The sequence below is a fragment of the Catellatospora vulcania genome (genome assembly GCF_009720385.1).
GTDB classification, from domain to species: domain Bacteria; phylum Actinomycetota; class Actinomycetes; order Mycobacteriales; family Micromonosporaceae; genus Catellatospora; species Catellatospora vulcania.
This window is the reverse complement of record NZ_WARX01000014.1, coordinates 184263-209619: the sequence shown is the minus strand read 5'-3', so window position 1 is coordinate 209619 and position 25357 is coordinate 184263. Positions and strand designations below refer to the sequence as shown.

Here is a 25357-nt window from a genome sequence, read left to right as displayed (position 1 = left end):
GCGATCGAACTCATCCAGATAGGCCAACGTCTATGAAGAACGGGCTGCGGAACGCGGTCAGGACTGCCAGGACCGCCAGAGCGCGGCATAGGAACCGTCGGCGGCGACGAGCTCGTCATGCGAGCCCAGCTCCGCGATGCGGCCGTCCTCGACCACGGCGACCCGGTCGGCGTCGTGCGCCGAGAACAACCGGTGCGCGATCGCGACCACGGTCCGCCCGTCCAGCACCGCGGCCAGCGAGCGTTCCAGGTGCCGGGCCGCGCGCGGGTCGATCAGCGAGGTCGCCTCGTCCAGCACCAGTGTGTGCGGGTCGGCCAGCACGAGGCGGGCGAGCGCAAGCTGCTGCGCCTGCGCGGGTGAGATCTCATGCCGCCCGCCGCCGACCTCCGTGTCGAGGCCCGCGGGCAGCTCGTCCACCCAGTCCAGCGCGTCGACGGCGGCCAGCGCCTCGCGCAGCCGCTCCTCGGACGCGTCCGGCCGGGCCAGGGCCAGGTTGTCGCGCAGCGTGCCCACGAAGACGTGGTGCTCCTGGGTGACCAGCGCGACGTGGCCGCGCAGCTCCTCCAGCGGCAGCTCGACCAGCGGCGCGCCGCCGACGGCGACGGTGCCGGTACGCGGCCCGTCGATGCCCGCCAGCAGCCGCCCCAGCGTCGACTTGCCCGCGCCGGACGGGCCGACCATGGCCAGCCGCTCGCCGGGCGCGATGGACAGGTCGACGCCGTGCAGCACGTCGCGGCCCTCGACGTACGCGTAGCGCACGTCCGTCGCAGTGAGCCGCTCCGAGTCGGGGCGCACGCCGGTGACCTCCCGGTCGTCGGCGATCTCGGCCACGCCCAGCAGCCGGGCCAGCGACGTCGCGCCGACCTGCAGCTCATCGGCCCAGCCGAGCAGCCGGTCGATCGGCTCGATCAGCTGCTGCACGTAGAACACCGCGGTGACGACCAGGGCCAGCGGCACCCAGCCCTTGATGTAGAACCAGCCGCCCAGCAGCAGCGTTGCCGCCACGGGCAGGGTGAAGCCCAGGTCGACGATCGGCCAGAAGAAGGTGCGCAGCCGCAGCGTGGCCCGCTCGGCCCGGTACTGCTCGTGCAGGTCGTGGTCGGTGCGGCGGATCCGGCGGGCGCCGGTGCGCAGCGCCTCGGTGGTCCGCGCGCCGTCGAAGGTCTCCGTGAGCCCGTCGATGACCTCGGAGGAGGCGGCGTTCTCGCGCAGGTAGGCCTTGGGCGCGCGGCGCAGGTACCAGCGGGCGCCGCCGACGATGATCGGCGCGCCGACCAGGCAGGGCAGGGCCAGCAGCGGGGACAGCCAGACCAGGGCCGCCGCGGTCAGCAGCAGCGTGATCAGGGCGATCAGCGTCTCCGGCACGCCCCGGCGCATGCTGTGCGACAGCTGCGCGACATCCCGGCTGGTACGGGTGACCAGGTCACCGGTGCCCGCCCGCTCCACGGTGGACAGCGGGATGGCCAGCACCCGGTCGACGAACTCCTCACGCAGCTCGGCCAGCACCCGCTCGCCCAGCGTCGCCGACGCGAACGCGGCGAACCGGGTGAGCACGGCCTGCACCAGCACGAACGTCACCAGCGCGAGGGCGATCCCGTCGACGTCGGACAGCGTCATGCCGTTGCCGATGCCGCCGATCAGCCGCCCGAGCAGGTACGGCGTGACCAGGCCCGCCAGCGCGGCGAGCCCGTGCAGCACGACGACCCGGGCGAGCGCGCCGGGGTGCCGGCCGAGCAGCTGCCGGGCATACCGGCGCACCGCGGCCACGTCCGCGACCGGCAGTTGCACCCTGCTCATGCCTTCTCCTCGCTGCGCTCGTCGGCGGCATGAGACTGCCCCCACCGCATGGTTCGCTCGCTGCGCTCGCTCACGCCTTCTCCTCGCCGCGCTCGTCGGCGGCCTGGCCCGTCCACATGATTCGCTCGCTGCGCTCGCTCATGCGTCCACGCTCCTGGTCACCACGGCGCGGTAGCGGGGCTCGCCCGCCAGCAGCTCGCGGTGGGTGCCCTCGGCAATGACCTTGCCGTCGTCGACGAAGACGACGTGATCGGCCTGGTCCAGCAGCAGCGGGCTGGTGGCGGCGAGCAGCGTGGTGCGGCCCTGCCGGGCGGGGCCGATGCGGCGCGCGATACGGGCCTCGGTGTGCGCGTCGACGGCGCTGGTCGGCTCGACCATGATCAGGATCGGCGCGTCGGCGAGCAGCGCCCGGGCCAGCCGCAGCCGCTGCTGCTGGCCGCCGGAGAACTCCCGCCCGCGCTCGGCGACGAACGCGGCGAGGCCGTCCGGCAGCGCGTCGAGGACCTCCTCGGCGCTGGCGACCCGCAGCGCGGCGAGGATCTGCTCGTCGACGGCCGTGCCGGTGGGGTCCAGCTCCTCGCGCAGCGGGCCGCTGAACAGCCGGGCGTTGTTGTCGGCGACCAGGATGCGGGCGCGCACCTCGTCCCGCGTCGCGGCGGACAGCGGCACGCCGCCCAGGGTCACCTCGCCCTCGGCGTACCGGCCGAGCCGGTCGGCGATCTCGATCGCGTCCTCGGGCCGGTCCGCGGCCAGCACGGTCAGCACGCCGGGCCGCAGGGACAGGCCGGACTTCACGTCCACCAGCGTGCCGTGTTCGGGCAGCGGCTGCGGCGACGCCGGGGCGGTGATCTCCGGTTCGAGCCGCAGCACCTTGAGCACCCGGCCCGCCGAGACATGGCCGCGCGTCATCTTCTCCAGCATCTCCGCGAGCGTGCGCATCGGCATGACCAGGAACGCGGCATAACCGTAGAAGGCCGCCAGGTCACCCGGCCCGATCTCGCCCGCGACGGCGAGCCGCGCGCCGAGCCAGGTGACCAGGGCCAGGAACAGTCCGGGCATCAGCACCTGGATCGACTCCAGCAGCGAGTCGATCCGCGCCGCCCGTACGCCCGCCTCGCGCAGCTGCTGCGACTGGGTCCGGTAGCGGTCGGCGAAGACCTGCTCGCCGCCGATGCCGCGCAGCACGCGCAGGCCCGCGACGATGTCGACTGCCCGCCCGGTGAGCGCCCCCTGCTGGTCGCGGTATGCCTGCTGGCGGCGGTGCAGCGGCTTGATGAGCAGGCTCACCACCGCCATCTGCACCGGCACGCCGAGCAGCACCACCAGACCCAGCTTGACCGACGCGGTCAGCAGGATGACGGTGACGGTGATCAGGCTGACGACCGCGGCCGAGCCGCGGGCGGTGATGTCGAGCGCGTTGCCGATGTGGCTGGTGTCGGCGGCGCCGATGGCGACGACCTCACCGGTGGCCATGCGCTTGGGCAGGGTCGCGCCGAGGCGGTTGGCGTGCCGCACGACCGCCTGCACGGTGCGGAAGTTCGCCGACATCCAGTTGAACACCGCGTTGCGGTGGCGCATGATGCCGCTGCCCGCCTGCACCAGCCCCAGCAGCATGAACGCCCCGGCCCAGCGGGCCAGGGCGGAGGTGTCCTTGGTGGTGATGCCGGCATCGATCGCCTTACCGATGACCATGGGTATCAGCGCGCCCACCAGCATCCAGGTGATGCCGAAGAACATGCCCAGGCCGATGGTCCGGAACTGGTGCGAGGCCAGCCACCACAGATACCGGAAGGCTGACCTGCTGTCGGGGGTGCCGGGATCGGCCAGAGGTAAGGAACGCATAGCGGAGCCGAACTTACTAGTCCACCCCGTCGAGCGCCACCGGTTTTCCCGGCATTCAGGCAGCCAGCAGGGCGGGCAGGTCACCCAGACGGTGGACGGTCTCCCCGTTCCAGCCCGGATCGCTGTCGGCGTGCTCGACCGAGCGCACCACCCGCATCCCCAGCGCCGCGGCCGCGGCCAGCTCGCCGCCGTGACCGTCGCCGACGAAGACGCACTCCTGCGGCGGGACGCCCAGGTCCCCGCACACCTTGAGGAACAGCACCGGGTCGGGCTTGGTCACCCCGAGCAGGCAGGAGAACCCCGCGACGTCGAACCGCGGCGCCAGCGGCTGCTCCCGCCACAGCGTCACGGTCTCCGTCGAGCAGTTCGTGACCAGTCCCAGGGGGTGGCCCGCGGCGCGCAGCCCGTCCAGCACCGCCAGCACGCGGGCGGAGGGCCAGAGCACCTCCCGGGTGAACCGCAGCCGGGCCACCTCCGCGAAGCGCACCGCCGCGTCCGTGGGCTCACCGCCCAGCCGGTACGCCAGGGTGCGGATGGTCTCGCTCAGCGTGCCGAACTCGCCGCGCATCCGGGCCGCCATCGTGCCCCGGAACAGGGTGGCGAACCCGTCCGGATCCACGCCCAGCGCCCCGGCCATCCGTCGGCTGACCTCGTCACGCTGCGCGGGCGTCCGATCCGGGATCAGGGTTTCGTAGAGGTCGAACAGGATCGCGCCCCGCCGTCGCGCCCTCCGGATGTCCAGCACGCGCAGAGGTTACCGGAGGGTGGGACGCTCGCGGCACCTCCGCACGGCCGGGAAATCGTCACGGACGCTCCGTCTCCGACCACACCGTGCGGTCGGCCTGCTCCTGCGGCGAGAACGCCTGCGGCCCGGTGTACGGGCGCAGGTAGCGCCGCTGCAGGCCGGGCACGCCGTCCGCGATCACGAAGCCCGCCTTGCGCTGGGCGGGCGCGCCGGCGCGGTGCACGTACGGCAGGGTCATGAAGTCCGCGGTCAGCTCGGCCGGGGTGACCGTGGCGCGCACGTAGCCGCGCTGGCCGTTGTAGAGGCGCAGGTGCTTGTTGTGGGCCAGGAACGGGTGCGTCGCCGGGTCCGAGTCGGACCCGTCGCCGCCCGTGGTCAGCGAGGTGCAGACCAGCTCCGACCCGACCACCGGCGCGTCCGGGTCGGCGAAGTCCAGCTTGACATCGGCCGCCCAGTGCGCGTGCACGTCGCCGGTCAGCACCACCGCGTTGCGCACCTTCGCGTCGAGCCAGCCCTGCACCACCCGCTGCCGCGAGGCCGCGTACCCGTCCCAGGCGTCCTGGCTCGTGCTCAGCACCGGCCCCGGGTCCCTGTCGCGCTGCGCGAAGAAGACCTGCTGGCCCAGGATGTCCCAGGTCGCGCCGCTGCGCCGGAACCCGTCCAGCAGCCACTTCTCCTGCGGCGCGCCGAGGATTGAGCGGGCCGGGTCGCCGGCCGCCGGGCAGTCCCGGTAGCCGTCGCCGCAGCCCTGGTCGTCGCGATACTGCCGGGTGTCGAGCAGGTGGAAGGTGGCCAGGCCGCCCCAGCGCACCCGGCGGTACAGCGGCAGCGCCGTGCCGCGCGGCTGCCGGGCGTTGCGCAGCGGCATGTTCTCCCAGTACGCCCGCATCGCCGCGGTGCGGCGCTGCTCGAAGCGCGGGTTCGGCCGCTCCGGCACCGGCCCCGCCCAGTTGTTGTCCACCTCGTGGTCGTCGAAGACCACCAGCCACGGCGCGACCGCGTGCGCCGCCTGCAGATCCGGGTCCAGCTTGTACTGCGCGAAACGCTGCCGGTAGTTAGCCAGGGACTGGGTCTCCGGACCGGCATGGTCGCGCACGTTGCCGCTCGGCGCGTTGTAGACCCGGGCCGCGTACTCGTAGACGTAGTCGCCCAGATGCACGATCAGCTCCGGTTCGGACTCCGCGATCCGGCGGTAGCCGGTGAAGAAGCCGTGCTCGTACTGCGCGCACGACAGGAAGGCCAAGTCCAGCGCTATCGGCATCGAGCCACGGGCCGGGGCGGTGCGGGTACGGCCCACCGGGGAGATCCAGCGGTCGACGCCGAAGCGGTAGAAGTACTCCCGGCCAGGCGCGAGGCCCGACGGTTCGACGTGCACGCTGTGCGCCCAGGACGGCTCCGCCCAGGTCGTGCCGGACACGGCCAGCCGGGTGAAGTGCTCGTCGTGGGCGACCTGCCACCAGAGTTCGTAAGCCCGGTCGGCCATGCCCCCGCGGCCGTCGTCGGACATCGGGCTCACCGCCAGCCGGGTCCAGATCACGAATCCGTCCGGGGACGGGTCACCCGAGGCCACACCCAGCGTGAACGGATCGCTCGCCGGGCCCTCCGCGCTCGCCGGCCGCCCGAACAGCCCCGCCACGACCACGGCACCGCCGCCGAACAGCACCCCACGACGCGAGACCATGCGTACCCCCTCGAACCGGGGGTGGCTCTCATCGTCGCCGCCCGCTGCGGCCCGCGCCGCCACGCCACGCCGACACTCGCCCGCACGACAGCCACCGACGCGCCCAAGATCGCCGTTTCGGGTCGATCAGTGAGGTGGAACCGCAGATTCCGACCAGAAACAGCGATCTTCACCGCCCCGGGGCGGGCCGCGGCGGCGCGGCGGGTCAGCGGTCGACGGGGGCGAAGTCCCAGACGTGAGGGGAGCGGGCGGCGAGGCCGTCGGGGGGGTCGGCGAGGGGGCGGGGGTCCCCGCGCCAGCGCGAGATCACCACGATGCGCAGGTCCGTCGAGGAGAACACCTCGCTCGCGATGTGCAGCGGCTCGACCTCCAGCCGCGGCACCGCCTCGTCACACACCCAGGTCAGCAGATCGGTGAAGGTACGCGGGTAGGCGCGCACCTCCCACATACGCACGATCACGTCGTCGCCCACAGCACCGGGCAAAGCTACACCCCGACAAGCGTCAGCGGCATCGCGGAGTCGGCCGCGAAGTCCAGCTTGGACGGTGCCGTTCCGGCGGCCACCAGATGCGCGCCGAGCGCGGCCACCATGGCCCCGTTGTCGGTGCACAGCTTGGGCCGCGGCACCCGCACGGTGATGCCGTACTTCGCCGCGCGCTCGGCCGCCATCGCCTTCAGCCGCGAGTTCGCGGCCACGCCGCCGCCGATGACGAGCGTCTCGATGCCCTGGGTCCGGCAGGCGTCGATGGCCTTGCGGGTCAGCACGTCGCAGACCGCGTCCTGGAAGCTCGCCGCGACGTCGTTGACCGGCACCGGCTCACCGGACCGCTCGCGCGCCTCGACCCAGCGCGCCACAGCGGTCTTCAGCCCGGAGAAGGAGAAGTCGAACCGGTGCTCGACCAGGTCCTTCGGCCCGGTCAGGCCGCGCGGGAAGGTGATCGCCAGCGGGTCGCCGTCGCGCGCCGCCTTGTCGATCGGCGGGCCGCCCGGGAACGGCATGCCCAGCAGCCGGGCCACCTTGTCGAAGGCCTCCCCGGCTGCGTCGTCGATGGTCGCGCCGAGCGGGGTCACCCCACGGGCCAGGTCGTCGACCCTCAGCAGCGAGGAGTGCCCGCCCGAGACCAGCAGCGCGATCGCGGGCTCCGGCAGCGGGCCGTGCTCCAGGGTGTCCACCGCGACGTGCGCCGCGAGGTGGTTCACGCCGTAGATGGGCTTCTCGGTGGCCAGCGCCAGGCCCTTGGCCCCGGCGACGCCGACCAGCAGCGCCCCGGCCAGGCCGGGACCGGCGGTGACGGCGATGGCGTCGATGTCGGCCAGGGTCACCCCGGCCTCGTCCAGGGCCCGGTGCAGCGTCGGCACCAGCGCCTGCAGGTGCGCGCGGCTGGCCACCTCGGGCACCACCCCGCCGAAGCGGGCGTGCTCGTCCACGCTGGACGCCAGCGCGTCGGCCAGCAGGGTGTGCCCCCGCACGATGCCGACGCCGGTCTCGTCACAGCTGCTCTCGATCCCCAGGACCAGGGGTTCGCTGCTCACGCCTTCTCCTCGCTGCGCTCGCGGATGTATGTCACGGCTCTTCCCGGCGCATCACCAGTGCGTCGGTGTTGCTGGGCTGGTAGTAGCCCTTGCGGATGCCGATCGCCTCGAAGCCGTAGGCGGCATAGAGGCGCTGGGCCGGCGTGTTGTCCGCGGCGACCTCCAGCAGCACCTGCTTCACCTGGTGCCGCCGGCCCTCGGCCAGCAGCGCCTCCAGCAGGGCCCGGCCGATGCCGCGCCGCTGCGCGTCGCGGCGTACCGCGATGTTGTTGACCCAGCCCTCGCCCTGGCCGACGGCCAGCCCGGCGTACCCGAGCACGGTGCCGTCGTCCTCGGTGGCGATCAGGTAGTGGTGGCCGTTGGCCAGCTCGTTCCAGAACATCGCCGCGGTCCACGCCTCGGCGCCGAACAGGTCGGCCTCGACCGGCAGCAGATCCTCGATCTGCCACCAGCGCAGCCGCTCGATCTTCATCGCTCGCTCGCGGACAGGGCCGGCTTGCGGGCGGCCGGCTCGACCGCGTCGGGTCGGCGCAGGTAGAGCGGCGTCAGCGGCTCGCTCGGCGCGCCGTCGCAGACCCGCGACGCGGCCAGCTCGACGAGGGCCGACGGCTCCGGGTAGAGCTGCGCACCGGCGGGCAGGCCGAACACGTCGGCGTACTTCGCCGCGCCTTCGCCCACCGCGGCGGTCACCGCGTACCCGGCCAGTTTCGGCGCGACGTCGGCGGGCTTGTCCACGGCGGGGCCGGTCAGCGGGCGGCCGTCGGCGTACACCGCCCAGTAGACCTCGCGCCGCCGCGCGTCGGTCGCGACCAGGGCCCGGCCCGCGGTGCGCAGACCCAGCGCGTCCAGCGTGCAGACGCCGTACGCCGGGATGTCCAGGGCCATCGTGAACGACGCGGCGGTGACCAGGCCGACCCGCAGGCCGGTGAACGGGCCCGGCCCGACCCCGGCGATGACGGCGGCCAGGTCGCGGGGCTTGACCCCGGCCTCGGCCAGCAGCGCGTCTATCTGCGGAGCGAGCAGCTCACCATGCGCGCGGCCGTCGACCGTCGCCCGCTGCGCCAGCACGGCGTGCCCGGACGGGTGCACCTCGGCGAGCGCGGCGGTGACCGCAGGCGTAGCGGTATCCAACACCAGCACCAACACGCCCCCCACCCTACTGTGCCGCCCGCCCCACCCAGATGATCATGAACTTGTGGCACGGCTCGGCGGCGTGTCGTGGTCACAGGTTCATGATCGATGGCGGCTCGGCAGGGCGGCCGGAGTGGGCGGCACCACGTGGGACCGGGCGCGGCCCTCGAGGGTCCGCCGCGTACTGCTGGGTAGGCTGGGACTCATGTGGCAGGCCGACGCTCAGTCCCAGGTCGTGGTGGACCTCGACGCGATCCGCGCCAACGTGCGCACGCTGCGGTCCAGTACGCCTGCCCAGGTCATGGCCGTGGTCAAGGCAGACGGGTACGGGCACGGCATGGTCCCCGCCGCCCGCGCCGCGCTGTCCGGCGGCGCGACCTGGCTCGGCGTCTGCACCCTGGAGGAGGCGTTCGGGCTGCGCGCCGCGGGCCTGACCGCGCCGGTGCTGGCCTGGCTGTGGCTGCCCGGACAGCCGGTCGACCGGGCGATCGGGTGTGACGTGGACCTCAGTGTGGCCGGGCTGTCGCAGCTCGCGGCGGTGATCGCCGGAGCCCGTGAGGCCGGGCGGGCCGCCCGGATCCACCTCAAGATCGACACTGGGCTGTCCCGCAGCGGGGCTGCCGCGCCTGACTGGCCGCAGCTCGTCGAGGCCGCGGGCAAGGCCCAAGCCGACGGGTACGCCGAGGTCGTCGGCGTGTGGAGCCACTTCGCCTGCGCCGACGCACCCGGCCACGAGACCGTCGACCGGCAGCTGGCCGGCTTCGCCGACGCCCTCGACGTCGCCAAGCGCCTCGGCGTCGAACCGCAGCTGCGCCACATGGCCAACTCCGCGGCCACGCTGACCAGGCCCGACACCCATTTCGACCTGGTCCGCCCCGGCATCGCCGTGTACGGACTGTCCCCGCTGGACGACCCCGCGGTGCGGGCCACGCTGCGCCCGGCGATGACCGCCCGCGCCCGGGTGCTGCTGTCCAAGCGCATCCCCGCCGGGCAGGGCGTCTCCTACGGGCACACCTACGTCACGCAGCGGGAGTCGACCGTCGCACTGGTGCCGCTCGGCTACGCCGACGGGGTCCCCCGGCACGCCTCCAACCTCGGTCCGGTGCAGCTCAACGGTGGCCGGTACACCGTCGCCGGGCGGGTCTGCATGGACCAGTTCGTGGTCGACGTCGGCGACGCCGAGGTCACCGAGGGCGACGAGGTGACCCTGTTCGGGCCCGGCGACCAGGGCGAACCCACCGCCGACGACTGGGCCGAGGCCGTCGGCACCATCAACTACGAGATCGTGACGCGCTTCGGCAGCACCCGGGTGCCCCGGGTGTACCGCGGTGGTGCCGCGTGAGCGAGCGGAACCTGCGACGGCACCCGGCAGGGCACGGCATGCACATCGACGGGGTGATCTCGTGAGCGACGCGACGACCGAGGACAAGGCCGTGGCCAAGGTCGTCCCGGCGACCCGCCGCAAGGCAGGGCTGATCGGCGCCGTCATCGGTGTCGCCGCGGCCGGCGTCGCCGCGGGTGTCGCCGTCGAGCGCCTGGTCGTCAAACGCACCCGCCGCCAGGACACCGACCCGTTCGCCGACGAGCCCTTCGGCCGCCTGCCCTACGACGAGACGCTCACCGTCACCACCGACGACGGCGTACAGCTGCACGTGGAGATCGTCGAGCCGGTCGACGGGATCACGGTCGACTACGGCAAGGCCGGACCGCCCGAGCCGACCATCATCTTCGTCCACGGGTTCTGCCTCGACCAGGGCACGTTCCACTTCCAGCGCAAGGCCCTCGACGCGCTCGGCGAGCACCGGATGGTCTTCTACGACCAGCCCGGCCACGGCCTGTCCACCGCCCTGCACGAGGGCGAGTACGAGCTGCCCGCGCTCGGTGACGCCCTCTACGACGTCATCAAGGCCACCACCCCGGTCGGCCCGATCGTGCTGGTCGGCCACTCGATGGGCGGCATGGCCATCATGGCCTGCGCCGAGCAGCACCCCGACCTGTTCGCCGACCGCGTCGCCGGGGCCGTGCTCATCTCCACCTCCGGCGGCCAGCTCGACGGCGTCAGCTACGGCAACCTGCCCGACATCCTCAACCGCACCAGCGGCCCGCTGCTCGCCCTGCTCACCGGCGCGGCCCGGTTCACCGGCCCGATGATCGACAAGGCCCGGCAGGCCAGCACCGACCTCGCCTGGCTGCTGACCCGGCGGTACGGCTTCGGCGGCGACAAGCCCAGCGCAGCCCTCGTCTCGTACGTGGAGCAGATGAACTCGCGCACCACCACCGAGACCGTCGCCCGCTACCTGCGCACCATCAACAGCCACGCCCGCTACCCGGCCCTGCGCGCCCTCAACCAGGTGCCCGTCATGGTCGTCGTCGGCGACGCAGACCTGATCACCCCGGTGTCCCACTCCGAGGAGATCTGCCGGCTGCTGCCCCACGCGAAACTGGTGCTGATCCCCGACAGCGGCCACGTGGTGATGCTGGAGCACGCCGACGAGGTCAACCAGGCGCTGGTCACCTTCCTGGACGAGCTGGAGCTCCTATGATCCTCACAACCGTCGACGACACCCGCGACTTCGGCGTACGGCTGGCCGCCGTGCTGCGCGCCGGTGACCTCCTCGTGCTGAGCGGCCCGCTCGGCGCCGGCAAGACCGCGCTGGCCCAGGGCATCGGGCGCGGGCTGCGGGTGCTCGGTGACGTCACGTCGCCGACGTTCGTCATCGCCCGGGTGCACCGCCCCGACCGGGCCGCGGGCGGCACCGTGCCGATGGTGCACGTGGACGCGTACCGGCTGGGCAACGTCACCGACCCCCGCGCCCAGGTCGACGACCTGGACCTGGACGCGTCGGTCGAGGACTCGGTGACCCTGGTCGAGTGGGGCGAGGGCATGGTCGAGCAGCTCGCCGACGCGTACCTCGAGGTCCGCATCGACCGCCGCGACGACGACTCCCGCACGGTCGACCTGATCGGCCACCACGGCGACTGGTCCGACCGCGTCGCGGCCCTGTCGGAAGCCGCCGCCGAGCGCGGCTGAGCTCGGTCAGGACTCGGCTGCGTCGTTCTCGGGGTAGTGCCACCCCTCGGCGGCCCCGCGGATCTCCGGATCGGGTGAGCGGCGGGCGGCATCCATCAGCAGGTCCGCCAGCGGCACGAGTCGCACCTGATGCGCCAGCCCGATGGCGCCCCAGTACTCCGACGCGTCGCGCTCCGGGTCGGCCAGGAACGCCGCGACCAGCGGCGTGAGGTCTTCGACCAGGTCGTGCGGGTCCAGCTGTCCGATGACCTTCCACATCCGGACGCTGATCCAGTGCACAGCCAGCGAAAGCTCGAACAACTCCGGCAGCAGCCTGCGGATGACGTCGAGGTGGAGGCCCTCCGCCTCGAACACGACATGGACCGCCACGCGGCGGTCGTCCTGGGTGTGCCGCGTCTTCGTCGACAGTCCGTGCCGGAGAACCTCGGTCGGATCGCCCGCGAGCAGCCTGCCCAGGCATCGGGCGTAATCCTGCTCGGCCTGAACGAGGTCCGCCCGGCCCGCCGCCACATCCGCCGCGCTGTTGCCCGGCGCCATCCGAACGCGGGCCCGGGTGCATTCCCGATCGGCTCGCAGCAGGTCGGCCCAGTCCGCCGACGCGTCCGCCATGCTGCCTCCGTCCCCTGATCCGCGTCGATTGTCGCGGGTGGGCGCAACATGTGTGCGCCCGGCGGGGCGTGGCCGCTAGGGGGGGCCGCTGCGGTAGACCGCGCCGAAGGCGGCGCGTACCGGAGCCGTGCCGGTCGCGACGACACCCAGCGAGGCGACCGCGGCGCGCAGGGAGGCGGCCACGTCGACGGCGGTGACCGGGCCGGAGTCGGCGGCGATGCGCCCCGCCAGTCCGTGTACGTAGGCCGCCGCGACCGCCGCGCGGATCGCGGGCACCCCGGCCGCGAGCAGCGAGCCGAGCAGGCCGGACAGCACGTCACCGGTGCCGCCGGTGGCCAGCGCGGGGGTGCCGGTGGGGTTGACCCAGGCCTCGCCGGACGGTCCGGCGACGACGGTGCGGTCGCCCTTGAGCAGCACCACCGACCGGGTCCACGAGGCCAGTTTCTGGGCGGCGGCGACCCGGTCCTCGCCGGGGTCCTGACCGGCGAGCCGGGCGTACTCCCGGTCGTGCGGGGTGAGCACCGTCGGCGCGTCCCGGCTGCGCAGCTCGCCGGCCATCGAGCCGTCGACGAGCAGGGTGATGGCGTCAGCGTCGAGCAGCGCGGGCACCGGCGCGGCCAGCACACCCCGCACCTCGACCGCGGCCCGCTCGTCCGTGCCCAGGCCGCTGCCGCAGACCCACGCCTGCACCCGTCCCGCCTCGGCGACGCGCGGCGCGGCGATGACGCTCGGGTGGGCGGGCACCACGATCTCGTGCGCCGACCCGGCGTAGCGGACCAGCCCGGCCGGGCCGGCCAGCGCGCCGGACAGGGAGAGCAGGGCAGCGCCGGGGTAGCCGGCCGAGCCGGTCGCCACGCCGACGACGCCGCGGGTGTACTTGTCCGAGACCGGTCCGGGCTGCGGCCACCAGGCGGCGATGTCGGCGGTGTCGGCGACGCGCAGTGCCGGGTCGCCGTGCAGGTGCGGGACCAACCCGATGTCGACGAGTTCCACCTGCCCGGCCAGCACCGCGGCCGGGCCGACCACGTGCGCGGGCTTGAGGCAGCCGAAGGCGACGGTCACGTCGGCGCGGATCGCGGTGCCGGGCACGTCACCGGTGTCCACGGCCACCCCGGACGGCACGTCGACCGCGATCACGGGCGGGCGCGGGGCCAGTGCGGCGAGCTGCTCGGCGAGCGTCAGCGCGGTGCCGCGCAGCGCGCCGGTGGCACCGATGCCGAGCAGGCCGTCGACGACCAGGTCGAGCTGTTTAGGCCAGTCGGTCAACACCCGGCCGCCCGCGCCGCGCAGCGCGGCCAAGCCTTCGGCGTGCGCGCGTTCCGGGTCGCTCAGCAGCGCGCCGACCCAGACGCCCTGCCGCGCCAGCATCGCTCCGGCGTGCAGCGCGTCGCCGCCGTTGTCGCCAGGCCCGACCAGCAGGACCACGCGGGAGGCATACACCCCGCCGAGCCCGCGCAGGGTGACCGCGCAGCGGCGGGCCAGCCCCGCGGCGGCGCGCTGCATCAGCGTGCCCGCGGGCAGCGTCGCCATCAGCGCGGACTCGGCGGCCCGCACCTGCGCCACGCGGTAGACCGACCTCATGCGGGGGCTCCGTTCCGCTCGTCTGCGCCTGAGTGTCGCCCGCCGCACCACCCGTTCGCGCCCGAATCGGAGACGAGCGTGCTTGCCGTATCCGCCGCGGCAAGGCCTGCCGAACCGGCGAGGCCCGCTGACACGGCAAGGCCTGCTGACACGGCACTGCATGCCGCGAGCGGCGGCCTGGACGCGGCCCGCCCGCGGTACGCGTTCACAGGCCCGCCTCGGCGATGACCACGGCGGAGGCGATACCGCCGTCGTGGGACAGGGACAGGTGCCAGCGCTCGACGCCGCGCTCGGCGGCGACCGCGGCGACGGTCCCGGAGACGGTCAGCCAGGGGCGGCCGTCGGCGTCGACGACGATCTCGCAGTCGTGCCACTGCATCCCGGCCGGTGCGCCGAGCGCCTTGGCGACGGCCTCCTTGGCCGCGAACCGGGCCGCCAGCGACTCCGGCGAGCGCGGGTTGCCGCTGCGGGTGGTGCGCTCGGCCTCGGTGAACAGGCGCTCGGTCAGATTGGGGGTACGCCGCAGCGCCTGTGCGAAGCGGTCGACCAGGACGACGTCGTTGCCCACCGAGACAATCACGTGTTGACCTTAAGGTCTCAGGTGTGGATCTGGTACTTCGCTCCGGCAACGTGTACGGGTCGCCGGGCGCGACCGCGGTGGCGGCAGACCGCGGCGTGATCGTCGCGGTCGGCTCCGACGCCGAGATGAAATCACTGGTCACCGGGCGTACCGAGGTGGTGGACCTGGCTGGGCGCCTGCTGCTGCCGGGCTTCCAGGACGCGCATGTGCACCCGGTCTTCGCCGGGCTGAACCTGCTGCGCTGCGAGCTGACCGAGCAGCACGACGCGGCGGCGTACCTGGGCGAGGTCGCCCGGTATGCGCACGCGTACCCCGACCGGGCCTGGGTGATGGGCGCGGGCTGGTCGTACGACGCCTTCGGCGGCGACCAGCCGAACCGGGCCATGCTCGACCGTGTGGTCCCCGACCGCCCCGTCTACCTGGCGGTACGCGACGCACACAGTGCCTGGTGCAATTCCCGTGCGCTGGCGCTGGCCGGGATCGACCGGCACACGCCCGACCCCGAGGGCGGCCGGATCGAACGCGACGCCGACGGCGAGCCGACCGGCGTGCTGCACGAGAGCGCGATGGAGCTGGTCGGCGAGCTGGCGCCGCGGCCGGACGCGGCCGAGATCCGGCGGGCCCTGCTGCTGGCCCAGTCGCGGCTGCACGCGCTGGGGGTGACCGCCTGGCAGGACGCGATCCTGGGCGACTACGGCGGCTGGCCGGACGCGTTCGAGGCATACCTGGCCGCCGACGCCGAAGGGCTGCTGACCGCGCGGGTGCGCGGCGCGCTGTGGTGGGAGCCGTCGCGCGGCCTGGAGCAGCTCGACGAGCTGCGGGCACGCCGGGAGCGGGCGCGGACCGCGGGTGGGACGAACTTCCGCGCGGAGACTGTCAAGATCATGCAGGACGGGGTGGCGGAGAACTTCACCGCCGCGATGCTCGACCCGTACCTCGACAGCTGCGGCTGCGCGACCGACCGCAGGGGTATCTCCCGGGTCGATCCGGCCGAGCTGACCGGGGTCGTGGCGGTGCTGGACGCGGCCGGGTTCCAGGTCCACTTCCACGCCATCGGCGACCGGGCCACCCGCGAGGTGCTGGACGCGGTGGGTCCGGTGGCCGGCTCGCCGCTGCGGCATCACGTGGCGCACGTGCAGGTGGTGCATCCCGCCGACGTGCCGAGGTTCGCCCAGCTCGGGCTGACGGTGACCATGCAGGCCCTGTGGGCGGCGCACGAGCCGGCGATGGACGAGCTGACCATCCCGTTCCTCGGCGCGGAGCGCGCGAGCTGGCAGTACCCGTTCGGGGCGGTGCACCGCGGCGGCGGGCGGCTGGCCGCGGGCAGCGACTGGCCGGTGTCCGACCCCGACCCGATGCGCGCGGTCCACGTGGCGGTGAACCGGGTCGGCTACCGCTTCGACGAGCCGCCGCTCGGCCCCGAGCAGGCGATCGACCTGGACGCGGCGCTGGCGGCGTACACGGCCGGTTCGGCGTACGTGAACCACTTCGATGACGCGGGGCGCATCGCGCCGGGCCTGCGCGCGGATCTGACCGTGTTGGACCGGGACCCGTTCGCCGGGCCGCCGGCGGAGATCGGGGCGGCACGTGCCCAGCTGACCTGGGTGGCCGGGCGGCTGGTCCACGGCGGCTGACCCTGGCGTTGTCCACAGGACCCCTACCAGGGCAATCACCTGTGGACAAGGGCTGTGGAAAACCTGTGGGCAACCGGGCTCCGAGTTATCCACAAGGCTGGCCGGGGGTGGCGCGGAGCGGAAGCATCGGCGGTATGGATGCCGAGAACCCTTCCGGGACCGTGCCCGAGCCCGTGCACGTCGAGCCGGACGAGCTGATCAGATTGGGTGGCGGGCTGGCGCGGCTGGCCGACGCGGTCGCGCGCGAGGTGCCGTACGCCACCGGGCTCACCAGTGGGCCGTCGGGCTGGGCCGTGAGCGGGGCGCAGGCCGGGCTGGCCCACGAGGTGGGCACCTACCTGGTCGGCTTCTCCGACGACCTGGCCGCCTTCGGTGAACGGCTGCGCGTCGCCGGGCTGATCTACGCCGATCGCGACTCGCAACTGGCCCGCAAGATCGCCGCGGCGGGTGCGCGCCGATGACCGTCTCGTACGCGCTGCTGCTGGCCGCTGATCCCGCGCGCTGGGTCGACAGCGCCTCCGCCTGGCGGCGGCTGAGTCGCGCGCTGGACGACCACCACGACGACCTGGCTCTTCGGCTCACCGGGCAGGAGCGGTTCTGGCACGGCGGCACCGCCGCCGTCGCGGCCCGCGAGTCCGGGGCGGCCCTCCGCCGCCGGCTCGCCACCGCGCCCCCGGCGCTGCTGGAGGTCGACCAGCTGCTGTGGCGGCACGCCGAGCGGATCCGGCTGCTGCAGCGGCGGCTGGCCGAGGCGCTGTCCGCGGTGCGCGGCACCGCCGTGCAGGTGTCCGACGACGGGCAGGTGAGTGTGGTCGTGCCGGACGGCCCCCGGCCGGACCCGCCCGGGATGCGCGGCGGTCAGGGCAGTGTCCCGGCGAGTGCCGGCACATCGGCCGGCGGCCCGGCGGGCGCTGTCGGGTGGGCCGCGTCGCGCGGCGGCGCCTACGCGGCCCCACTGGCGGGCCGGGCTCCCGGGGCGTCGGATGTGGCGCTGGCGGTGCGGGTCTCCGCCGAGATCGACGCGGTGCTGCGGGAGGCACGGGCGAGCGACGAGGAGATCTCCCGCCGCCTCACCGCGCTGGCCAAGGCAGCCGCGCAGGCCTGGTCCGGCACCCGGGTGTCGCTGCCGGCGACGGGCACGCCGGCGGACGTGGCCCGCTGGTGGGCCGGGCTGACCGACGCCGAGCGCGTCTGGCTGGTCGCCGCCCGGCCGGAGGAGCTCGGCAGGCTGGACGGGGTGCCTGCGGCGGTCCGCGACCGCGCCAACCGGGAGCTGCTCGACCGGGAGCTGGACCGGCTGCGCGACGCCGCCACGGCGCGCCCGCCGGAGGCCGGCGCCCAGCAGCGGCTGACCGCGCTGGCCGGCCTGGCCGAACGGCTCGACCAGGCGCACCCACGGGCCTACCTGCTGCGGCTGGACCCGAGCGGAGACGGCCGGATGGTGGTGGCCTTCGGCGACCCCGACGGCAGCGACAACGTGGCCACCTACGTGCCGGGCGTGGGCACGTCGCTGGACGCCTTCGCCGGTGAGGTGGACCGGGCCGCGGCGCTGCAGGCGCGGGCGGCGGCGACGGCCCCGGACGCCGCGACGGCGACGGTGATGTGGCTGGGTTACGACCCGCCGGACGGCCTGGACGCGGCGAGCGAACGCGCCGCGCTGGCCGCCCGCGGCGACCTCGGCGCGTTCCAGGCCGGGCTGGCCGCCGCGCACGAGGGCGAGCCCGCACGGCTGAGCCTGATCGGCCACTCCTACGGCAGCCTCGCGGTCGGCGTGGCCGAGCGCGACGGCGCGGTCGTCGCCGACGAGATCGTCGCCCTGGGCAGCCCCGGCATGGGCGTGGCCGGCGCGGCCGAGCTCGGGCACCCCGGGCACGTGTGGGCGTCCACGTCCCGCAACGACATCGTGCTGTACGCGTCCTCGAAGGGCGAGCTGGCGCTGGACGCGCTCGGCGGGCCTGCTTACCTCTTCGCGGGTTCGGCCACGGACGCGGTGGTGCGCGGCAACGCCGACCTGTGGCACGGCGTCGACCCGTCGTCGGAGCAGTTCGGCGCGCGGGTGTTCGCGTCGGACCCGGGCCGGGACCCGTTCGACGCCCACGGCGTGTACTTCGCCGAGAGCAACCCGGGCCTGCAGACCCTGGCCGAGATCGTGACCGGCGAGCACGGAACCGCCCCCGGCCCGCCGCGCTGAGGGCGGGCACGCGACGGCCCCGGTGGGCTGCCGTGACAGGCAGGCCACCGGGGCCGGTGCGCGGGCTACTCGACCGTGACGGACTTGGCCAGGTTGCGGGGCTGGTCGACGTCGTGGCCGCGGGCGTCGGCGATCGCCGCGGCGAGCACCTGCAGCGGCACGGTGGTCACGAACGGGGCCAGCAGCGTGGGCGTACGCGGCACCCGCACCAGCACGTCGGCGTAGGGGACGACGGCGTCGTCGCCCTCCTCGGCGATGACGATGGTGTGCGCACCGCGTGCCCGCACCTCCTGGATGTTGCTGACGATCTTGTCGTGCAGCAGGCCACGCCCGGCCGGCGAGGGCACGATGCAGACCACGGGCGTGCCGTGGCCGACCGGATTTCCCAGCTCGTCGTCGGCGGGGCCCGCGATCAACGCGATCGGGCCGTGCTTGAGCTCACCCGCGGCGAAGCCCTCGGCGTGCATGTACGCCAGCTCCTTGAGCTTGAGCGCGCCTTCCAGCGCCACCGGGTAGCCGACGTGGCGGCCGATGAACAGCACCGTGGACGCCTTCTTGTCGGCCAGCTCGCGGCCCAGCTCACGGACCGGGTCCATGCCGGCCAGCACCTTCTCGATCTTCGCGGGCATCTCCTGCAGCTGCGCGACGACCGCGGCCACCTCGTCGGCGTACTTCACGCCGCGCACCTGGGCCAGGTGCAGGCCGACCAGGAAGCAGGCGGCGAGCTGGGTCAGGAACGCCTTGGTGGAGGCGACCGCGATCTCCGGGCCGCCGTGGGTGTAGAGCACGGCGTCGGACTCGCGCGGGATGGTGGAGCCGTTGGTGTTGCAGATGGCCAGCACCCGGGCCTTCTGCTCCTTGGCGTGCCGCAGTGCCATCAGCGTGTCCATGGTCTCGCCCGACTGGGAGATGACCACGACCAGCGTGGAGCGGTCGAGCACCGGGTCGCGGTAGCGGAACTCGCTGGCCAGCTCGACCTCGCACGGGATCCGGGTCCAGTGCTCGATGGCGTACTTGGCGACCAGGCCGGCGTGGTAGGACGTGCCGCAGGAGACGATGAAGACCTTGTCCACGTCGCGCAGGTCCTGGTCGGTGAGCCGGACCTCGTCGAGCATGATCTCGCCGGTCTCGCCGATGCGGCCGCGCAGCGTGTCGGCCACGGCCTGGGGCTGCTCGGCGATCTCCTTGAGCATGAACCAGGCGTGGCCGTCCTTCTCGGCGGCGCGGGCGTCCCAGTCCACGTGGTAGTCGAGCCCTTCGGCGGGGTTGCCCGCGAAGTCGGTGATCTCGATGGTGTCGGCGGTGATCAGCACGATCTGGTCCTGGCCCAGCTCGACGGCCTCGCGGGTGTGCTCGATGAACGCGCTGACGTCGCTGGCCAGGAAGTTCTCGCCGTTGCCGCGGCCCACCACGAGCGGGGAGTTGCGGCGCGCGCCGACCACCGCGCCGGGCGCCTGCGCGTCGACGGCGAGCAGGGTGAACGCGCCCTCCAGGCGGCCGCAGACCCGGCGCATCGCGTCAGCGAGCGCGTGCGGGCTGCCGTCGATCCCGGCCAGCTCGGCGGCCAGCAGGTGCGCCACGCACTCGGTGTCGGTGTCGCTGGCGAACTCGATGCCTTCTGCCTGCAATTCGGCCCGCAGCTTCGCGAAGTTCTCGATAATGCCGTTGTGGATCACCGCGATGCGGCCGTCGGCCGACAGGTGCGGGTGCGCGTTGCGATCGGTGGGACCCCCGTGGGTGGCCCAGCGGGTGTGACCGATGCCCGTGGTCCCCGCGCGCAGGTCCGCCTCGGCGGCCTCGGCCAGCATCTTCTCCAGATTCGACAGCTTGCCGGCCTTCTTGGCCAGCAGCAGCCGGCTGTTCGCCAGCACGGCGACGCCGGCGGAGTCGTAACCCCGGTATTCCAGCCGCCGCAGCCCGTCCAACACCACACCGAGCGCCTGCTGGCCGCCCACGTATCCCACGATCCCGCACATGCCCGTTACCTTAGCGGAGTTTCGCTCATCTTGCATGTTCGGAACCTGGTCAATCACGCACCGGATTTGCTTGCAACCCGGACGGACCTCGGCGTGACCGATAAGTGACGGATTGCTGCCACCGCCTGCCGCCGGTGAGCGCGGGGGGCCTACCATCCGCGGGTGAGCAAGCGGAGCGGGTCCCCGGTGGCCGACGCGCCGCCTCCCCCGCCGACGAGCGCAGCCAGGAGAAGAAGGCATGAGCTACCCCCCTCCGTATGACCCGAACCAGCCGACGCCACCGCCGTGGCAGCCGAACCAGCCGCAGCAGCCCTACGGCACACCGGCCTATGGGACCCCCGCCTACCAGCCCTCGCCGGTGCAGCCGCCCAAGAAGAGCAAGGCCGGTCTGATCATCGGCATCATCGTCGGCATCGTGCTGCTGCTCTGCGCGATCTGCGGCGTCGGCGCCTACTACCTCTACAACAAGGCCGACGAGGCGATCCAGGACCTGCCGGACATGATCCCGAGCGTCGGCGTGGCGACCGGGGACGCGACAGGCTCGCACTCGGTGCGCTACGCCGTCGAGGGCACCGGCCAGGCCCTGATCACGTACTCGGAGGGGCCGGGCAACACGCAGAGCGAGACGGTGACCCTGCCGTGGACCAAGAACTTCACGCTGAACAGCGACTCGTTCGGCCTGTCGGTGATCGCCTTCCGCGCGCCGGGCGGCGAGGCCAACGTGACCGGCTGCTCGATCTCCGTCGACGGCACCGAACGGCAGCAGCGCGACGGCACGGGCACGTCCGCGACCTGCATCAGCGTGTTCGTGGCGGGCTGACACCCCGCAACTGATTCAGGGCGTCCCCGTGCACGGGGACGCCCTGAATTCATGCTGTGGCGACGTTCACGCCGCCGGGCTGGCCGCCCGCACGTCGGCGGCGATGTCCTCGGCGATCTTCTGCGCGATGTCCTCGCCGGACGCCTCGACCATCACCCGGACCAGCTGCTCGGTGCCCGACGGGCGCAGCAGCACCCGTCCGGTCCCGTGGAGCTGGGCCTCGGCCGCGGCGACCGCGGCGAGGATCTCTGGAGCGCGGGCCACGGCCTTGTCGGCGACCCGTACGTTGATCAGCACCTGCGGCAGCCGGTTGACCACGGCCGCCAGCTCGGCCAGCGACTTGCCTGTCTCCGCGACCCGGGCCAGCAGGCGCAGGCCCGTCAGCACACCATCGCCCGTGGTCGCGTGCTCGGTGAAGACCACGTGGCCGCTCTGCTCGCCGCCCAGGCTGAACCCGCCGGCCCGCAGCTCCTCCAGCACGTACCTGTCGCCGACCTTGGTCTCGACCAGGGTGATGCCGGCCTCGCGCATGGCGATGCGCAGCCCGAGGTTGCTCATGACGGTCGCGACCAGGGTGTCGTTGACCAGCGTGCCCGCGTCGCGCATGGCCAGCGCGAGGATCGCCATGATCTGGTCGCCGTCCACCTCGGCCCCGGACGCGTCGACCGCCAGGCACCGGTCGGCGTCGCCGTCGACCGCGATGCCCAGGTGGGCTCCGTGCTCGACCACGGCCGCCTTCAGCGGCCCCAGGTGGGTCGCGCCGCACTCGTCGTTGATGTTGAGACCGTCGGGCTCGGCGTTGATGGCGATGACCTCGGCCCCGGCCTCGCGGAACGCCTCGGGCGCCACGTCGCTGGCCGCGCCGTGCGCGCAGTCGACCACGACCTTGATCCCGGCGAGCGGGTGGCCGGTGGCCTCCACCAGGTGCGTGGCGTAGTGCTCGGCCCCGTCCAGCAGGTCGTGCACCCGCCCGACCGACGCTCCGGTGGGCCGCGTCCAGGTCGCGCCGAGCGCGGCCTCGATGGCGTCCTCCTGCTCATCGGTCAGCTTGTGCCCGCCGGCGGCGAAGAACTTGATGCCGTTGTCCGGCATCGGGTTGTGACTGGCGGAGATCATCACGCCGAAGTCCGCCCGCACCTCGGCGGTCAGGTAGGCCACGCCGGGCGTCGGCAGCACCCCGACCCGCACCACGTTCGCGCCGGCACTGGCCAGGCCCGCGACCACGGCCGCCTCGAGCATCTCCCCACTGGCCCGGGGGTCGCGGCCGACCACCACCAGCGGCGGCTGCTCGCGATCAGGGTCGGGCAGGGTGTGCGCCGCGGCGACAGCCAGCGAGAGTGCGAGCTCGGGGCTGAGGTCCGCGTTGGCCAGACCGCGTACGCCGTCGGTGCCGAAAAGGCGTGCCATTCGGTGGCCCTTTCTGTGGGGTGCGAAAGGAGGGGTTCGAGACGACCCGGCCCACGGATGACGGGCCAAAGTCGAAAGGCCGGGCACGCATTCCCGCCGTGAAGCAGGAGCGTGCCCGGCCGATCAGCAGACAGCGATCAACGCTTGGAGTACTGCGGGGCCTTACGGGCCTTCTTGAGACCGTACTTCTTGCTCTCCGTGACGCGGGCGTCACGAGTGAGGAAGCCGGCCTTCTTCAGCGCCGGGCGGTCGTCGATGTCGAGCTCGCACAGGGCGCGCGCGATCGCCAGACGCAGCGCGCCGGCCTGGCCGCTGATGCCACCGCCACGCAGGTTGGCGATGATGTCGAGACCCTCGGTCTTCTCAGCGGTGACCAGCGGCTCCCGCACCGACTGCTGCGCGACCTTGCTGGGGAAGTACTTCTCCAGCTCCTGGCCGTTGCAGGTGATCTTGCCGGTGCCCGGGATCAGACGCACCCGGACGATGGCCTGCTTGCGGCGGCCCACGGTCTGGATCGGGCGGTCACCCTTGAACTTCGGGGTGGCCGGCTTGACAGCGACGGCGGTGGCGACCGAGGCCTCAGCCTCAGCCTCGACCACGGCCTGGGTCGGCACGGAAGTGTCGGTCATGGTGATTCCTTCGTCCGCGCTCACTGCGCGATCTGCTTGAGTTCGAACGGCACGGGCTGCTGCGCCGCGTGCGGGTGCTCCGCGCCAGCGTAGACCTTCAGCTTCGACATGATCTGACGGCCCAGCTTGTTGTGGGGGATCATGCCCTTGACGGCCAGCTCGATCGCCCGCTCGGGACGCTTGGTGAGCAGCTCGTCGTAGCCGATCTGCTTGAGGCCGCCCGGGTAACCGGAGTGCCGGTAAGCGATCTTGGTCGCGCGCTTGTTGCCGGTCAGGGCAACCTTGCCGGCGTTGATGATGACCACAAAGTCGCCGGTGTCGACGTGCGGCGCGAAAGTCGGCTTGTGCTTACCGCGCAGAAGGTTGGCGGTGTGGGTGGCGAGCCGGCCCAGCACGACGTCAGAAGCGTCGATAACGTGCCACTGACGCTCGATCTCACCCGGCTTCGGGCTGTACGTACGCACAGGTCTACCTTGTCTCGTCGTAGGTCTGTGTGACCGCGGGCGAAACTGCCCACGATCAACGGATTCTGCGATGCCGGCCGGTCGCAAACGGACCGGCGCGCGAACGACAAGCCTACCTGAGCATCAGGAGTACCGGCTCGGCGCCACCTCTCGCACAACAGCCGCTAACGATACCCGGTGCCTCCCGGCGAGGTCAAAACGGCCTGCTTGCACTGTGGTATGCGATCCGATGTCCGTTTTCCCGCCGCCGGCTCACAGCGATCGGGGTCGCGCGGTGCGGCAGGGTTCACACCACGGGTACGCGCGACGGAACAACATGGCAATCACATGTTCGTAACTTGCTGGCCATGACCGCCATCGCGCCTGCGCCGCCGGCACCGAAGCCCGCCGCGATCAGCACCTGGGACCCCGAGGACCCGCAGTTCTGGGCCTCCACCGGCCGCCGTGTCGCCCGGCGGAACCTGGTCTTCTCCATCTTCGCCGAGCACCTCGGGTTCTCGGTGTGGACGCTCTGGAGCGTCGTGGTGGTGGCGATGCCGGCCACCGCCTTCCCGTTCACCGTCGACCAGAAGTTCTGGCTGGTCGCGCTGCCGAACCTGATCGGCGCGGTGATGCGCATCCCGTACACCTTCGCGGTCACCCGGTTCGGCGGCCGCACCTGGACCATGATCAGCGCGCTGCTGCTGCTGATCCCGATCGCGGGCATGGTGTTCGCGGTCACGGCCAAGCCGCCGTACTGGGCGGTGCTGCTCATCGCGGCGACGGCGGGCCTGGGCGGCGGCAACTTCGCCTCCTCCATGACCAACATCTCCTTCTTCTACCCGGAGAAGGAGAAGGGCACCGCACTCGGCCTGAACGCGGCCGGCGGCAACCTCGGCATCAGCGTGATGCAGCTCGTGGTGCCGATCGCGCTGTCGTTCGGGCTGGTGTACGGCGGGCTCATGTGGCTGCCGCTGGTGCTGGCCGCCGCGCTCTGCGCCCGCCTGTTCATGAACAACCTGGAGGTGGCGAAGTCGCCGCTGAAGGCACAGTTCGCCACGGTCAAGCGGGCGCACACCTGGATCATGTCCTTCCTCTACATCGGCACCTTCGGCTCGTTCCTGGGCTACTCGGCCGCCTTCCCGCTGGTGCTCAAGCTGCAGTTCCCGCAGGCGCCGACCGCCCACCTGGGCGCGGCGACGATCACCCTGGCCTTCACCGGCCCGCTCGTCGGCTCGCTGTCGCGACCGTTCGGCGGCTGGCTGTCGGACAAGGTCGGCGGGGCCCGGGTCACCGCGGCCTGCTTCGTGGTGATGGGCCTCGGCTCGTACGGCGTCATCACCGCGGTCCAGGCCAAGAACATGGCCGGCTTCCTCGCCGCGTTCCTGGTGCTGTTCACGGCGGCCGGGGCCGGCAACGGGTCGACCTACCGCATGATCCCTGCGATCTTCGCGGCCACGTCCCCCGACCTGGCCACCGCGAAGCGGGAGTCGGCGGCCACGCTGGGCATCGCCGGCGCGGTCGGCGCGCTGGGCGGCTTCTACCTGCCCCGGGCCATCAGTGACTCGATCAACGCGACCGGCGGCATCGGCACGGCCTTCGGCTGGTTCGCGGTGATGTACGGCACCTGCCTGGCCGTCACCTGGTGGTGCTACCTGCGCCGCCGCGTCCTGGTCACCCAGGCCCCCAGCCTCGCCCACGCGGGCGTCTGACACCCCGGTTCCTCC

At 73.0% G+C, this 25357-nt stretch carries 23 protein-coding genes; 8 read left to right on the top strand and 15 right to left on the bottom strand.

The genetic code is table 11. The features are described 5' to 3' along the window. Window positions 1-57: 57 nt before the first annotated feature. The 8 genes from F6W97_RS31205 to tsaB all read right to left on the bottom strand — a co-directional run bounded on the left by F6W97_RS31205 (window position 58) and on the right by tsaB (window position 8744). The gene (locus F6W97_RS31205) at window positions 58-1797 is read right to left on the bottom strand and encodes an ABC transporter ATP-binding protein (RefSeq protein WP_155374134.1); all 1740 of its coding nucleotides are present in this window, start codon (window positions 1795-1797) and stop codon (window positions 58-60) included. Window positions 1798-1935: 138 nt separating this feature from the next. Beyond that, the gene (locus tag F6W97_RS31200; RefSeq protein WP_155374133.1) at window positions 1936-3639 is read right to left on the bottom strand and encodes an ABC transporter ATP-binding protein; all 1704 of its coding nucleotides are present in this window, start codon (window positions 3637-3639) and stop codon (window positions 1936-1938) included. Between the two features lie 55 nt (window positions 3640-3694). Then, window positions 3695-4384 (bottom strand): HAD family hydrolase, encoded by a 690-nt coding sequence (locus F6W97_RS31195; RefSeq protein ID WP_196279403.1) that lies wholly within the window; start codon window positions 4382-4384, stop codon window positions 3695-3697. Between the two features lie 58 nt (window positions 4385-4442). Further along, window positions 4443-6065 (bottom strand): alkaline phosphatase D family protein, encoded by a 1623-nt coding sequence (locus F6W97_RS31190; RefSeq protein ID WP_155374131.1) that lies wholly within the window; start codon window positions 6063-6065, stop codon window positions 4443-4445. Between the two features lie 205 nt (window positions 6066-6270). After that, window positions 6271-6525, bottom strand: coding sequence for a hypothetical protein (locus tag F6W97_RS31185; RefSeq protein WP_155374264.1), 255 nt, complete (start codon window positions 6523-6525; stop codon window positions 6271-6273). 26 nt (window positions 6526-6551) lie between these two features. Beyond that, window positions 6552-7598: a tRNA (adenosine(37)-N6)-threonylcarbamoyltransferase complex transferase subunit TsaD gene (gene tsaD / locus F6W97_RS31180; protein ID WP_155374130.1), complete on the bottom strand. Its 1047-nt coding sequence runs from the start codon at window positions 7596-7598 to the stop codon at window positions 6552-6554. 31 nt (window positions 7599-7629) lie between these two features. Then, the gene (gene rimI / locus F6W97_RS31175; RefSeq protein WP_155374129.1) at window positions 7630-8070 is read right to left on the bottom strand and encodes a ribosomal protein S18-alanine N-acetyltransferase; all 441 of its coding nucleotides are present in this window, start codon (window positions 8068-8070) and stop codon (window positions 7630-7632) included. Further along, entirely contained in the window at window positions 8067-8744 is a 678-nt protein-coding gene (gene tsaB / locus F6W97_RS31170; RefSeq protein ID WP_155374128.1) for a tRNA (adenosine(37)-N6)-threonylcarbamoyltransferase complex dimerization subunit type 1 TsaB, read from the bottom strand. Before tsaB ends, rimI begins: the two co-directional genes overlap by 4 nt. A gap of 190 nt (window positions 8745-8934) precedes the next feature. On the opposite strand from tsaB, the gene alr reads away from it, so the two are divergent. From alr to tsaE, 3 genes are all read left to right on the top strand, one after another. Further along, window positions 8935-10071: an alanine racemase gene (gene alr, locus F6W97_RS31165; RefSeq protein ID WP_155374127.1), complete on the top strand. Its 1137-nt coding sequence runs from the start codon at window positions 8935-8937 to the stop codon at window positions 10069-10071. 61 nt (window positions 10072-10132) lie between these two features. Beyond that, window positions 10133-11272, top strand: coding sequence for an alpha/beta fold hydrolase (locus tag F6W97_RS31160; protein ID WP_230687124.1), 1140 nt, complete (start codon window positions 10133-10135; stop codon window positions 11270-11272). Beyond that, window positions 11269-11760: a tRNA (adenosine(37)-N6)-threonylcarbamoyltransferase complex ATPase subunit type 1 TsaE gene (gene tsaE, locus F6W97_RS31155; RefSeq protein WP_155374126.1), complete on the top strand. Its 492-nt coding sequence runs from the start codon at window positions 11269-11271 to the stop codon at window positions 11758-11760. The genes F6W97_RS31160 and tsaE overlap by 4 nt, the downstream gene beginning before the upstream one ends. A gap of 6 nt (window positions 11761-11766) precedes the next feature. Here tsaE and F6W97_RS31150 read toward each other — a convergent pair whose 3' ends face one another. The 3 genes from F6W97_RS31150 to F6W97_RS31140 all read right to left on the bottom strand — a co-directional run bounded on the left by F6W97_RS31150 (window position 11767) and on the right by F6W97_RS31140 (window position 14530). Continuing rightward, window positions 11767-12369: a hypothetical protein gene (locus F6W97_RS31150; protein WP_155374125.1), complete on the bottom strand. Its 603-nt coding sequence runs from the start codon at window positions 12367-12369 to the stop codon at window positions 11767-11769. A 75-nt stretch (window positions 12370-12444) separates the two neighbouring features. After that, complete coding sequence (locus F6W97_RS31145) at window positions 12445-13950, bottom strand: NAD(P)H-hydrate dehydratase (protein ID WP_155374124.1); 1506 nt, start codon at window positions 13948-13950, stop codon at window positions 12445-12447. Between the two features lie 205 nt (window positions 13951-14155). Continuing rightward, on the bottom strand, window positions 14156-14530 hold the full coding sequence (locus tag F6W97_RS31140) for a holo-ACP synthase (protein WP_144121796.1): 375 nt from the start codon (window positions 14528-14530) through the stop codon (window positions 14156-14158). 23 nt (window positions 14531-14553) lie between these two features. On the opposite strand from F6W97_RS31140, the gene F6W97_RS31135 reads away from it, so the two are divergent. The 3 genes from F6W97_RS31135 to F6W97_RS31125 all read left to right on the top strand — a co-directional run bounded on the left by F6W97_RS31135 (window position 14554) and on the right by F6W97_RS31125 (window position 18355). Further along, window positions 14554-16164, top strand: coding sequence for an amidohydrolase (locus F6W97_RS31135; RefSeq protein WP_230687123.1), 1611 nt, complete (start codon window positions 14554-14556; stop codon window positions 16162-16164). Between the two features lie 134 nt (window positions 16165-16298). After that, window positions 16299-16625: a WXG100 family type VII secretion target gene (locus tag F6W97_RS31130; RefSeq protein ID WP_155374123.1), complete on the top strand. Its 327-nt coding sequence runs from the start codon at window positions 16299-16301 to the stop codon at window positions 16623-16625. Next, window positions 16622-18355, top strand: coding sequence for an alpha/beta hydrolase (locus F6W97_RS31125; protein ID WP_155374122.1), 1734 nt, complete (start codon window positions 16622-16624; stop codon window positions 18353-18355). Before F6W97_RS31130 ends, F6W97_RS31125 begins: the two co-directional genes overlap by 4 nt. A gap of 65 nt (window positions 18356-18420) precedes the next feature. Here the strand turns inward: F6W97_RS31125 and glmS are convergent, their stop codons facing one another. Beyond that, on the bottom strand, window positions 18421-20331 hold the full coding sequence (gene glmS, locus F6W97_RS31120; protein ID WP_155374121.1) for a glutamine--fructose-6-phosphate transaminase (isomerizing): 1911 nt from the start codon (window positions 20329-20331) through the stop codon (window positions 18421-18423). Window positions 20332-20569: 238 nt separating this feature from the next. Here glmS and F6W97_RS31115 point away from each other — a divergent pair, with 238 nt between their 5' ends. Further along, entirely contained in the window at window positions 20570-21151 is a 582-nt protein-coding gene (locus tag F6W97_RS31115) for a hypothetical protein (protein ID WP_155374120.1), read from the top strand. 66 nt (window positions 21152-21217) lie between these two features. Here the strand turns inward: F6W97_RS31115 and glmM are convergent, their stop codons facing one another. The 3 genes from glmM to rplM form a co-directional block, all read right to left on the bottom strand. Continuing rightward, the gene (gene glmM, locus F6W97_RS31110) at window positions 21218-22558 is read right to left on the bottom strand and encodes a phosphoglucosamine mutase (protein WP_155374119.1); all 1341 of its coding nucleotides are present in this window, start codon (window positions 22556-22558) and stop codon (window positions 21218-21220) included. A gap of 137 nt (window positions 22559-22695) precedes the next feature. Next, window positions 22696-23187: a 30S ribosomal protein S9 gene (gene rpsI / locus F6W97_RS31105; RefSeq protein ID WP_155374118.1), complete on the bottom strand. Its 492-nt coding sequence runs from the start codon at window positions 23185-23187 to the stop codon at window positions 22696-22698. Between the two features lie 20 nt (window positions 23188-23207). Continuing rightward, entirely contained in the window at window positions 23208-23651 is a 444-nt protein-coding gene (rplM, locus tag F6W97_RS31100) for a 50S ribosomal protein L13 (RefSeq protein ID WP_155374117.1), read from the bottom strand. 347 nt (window positions 23652-23998) lie between these two features. Here rplM and F6W97_RS31095 point away from each other — a divergent pair, with 347 nt between their 5' ends. Continuing rightward, a complete protein-coding gene (locus tag F6W97_RS31095; protein ID WP_155374116.1) occupies window positions 23999-25342 on the top strand; it encodes an MFS transporter in 1344 nt (447 codons plus the stop codon). Window positions 25343-25357 lie beyond the last annotated feature (15 nt).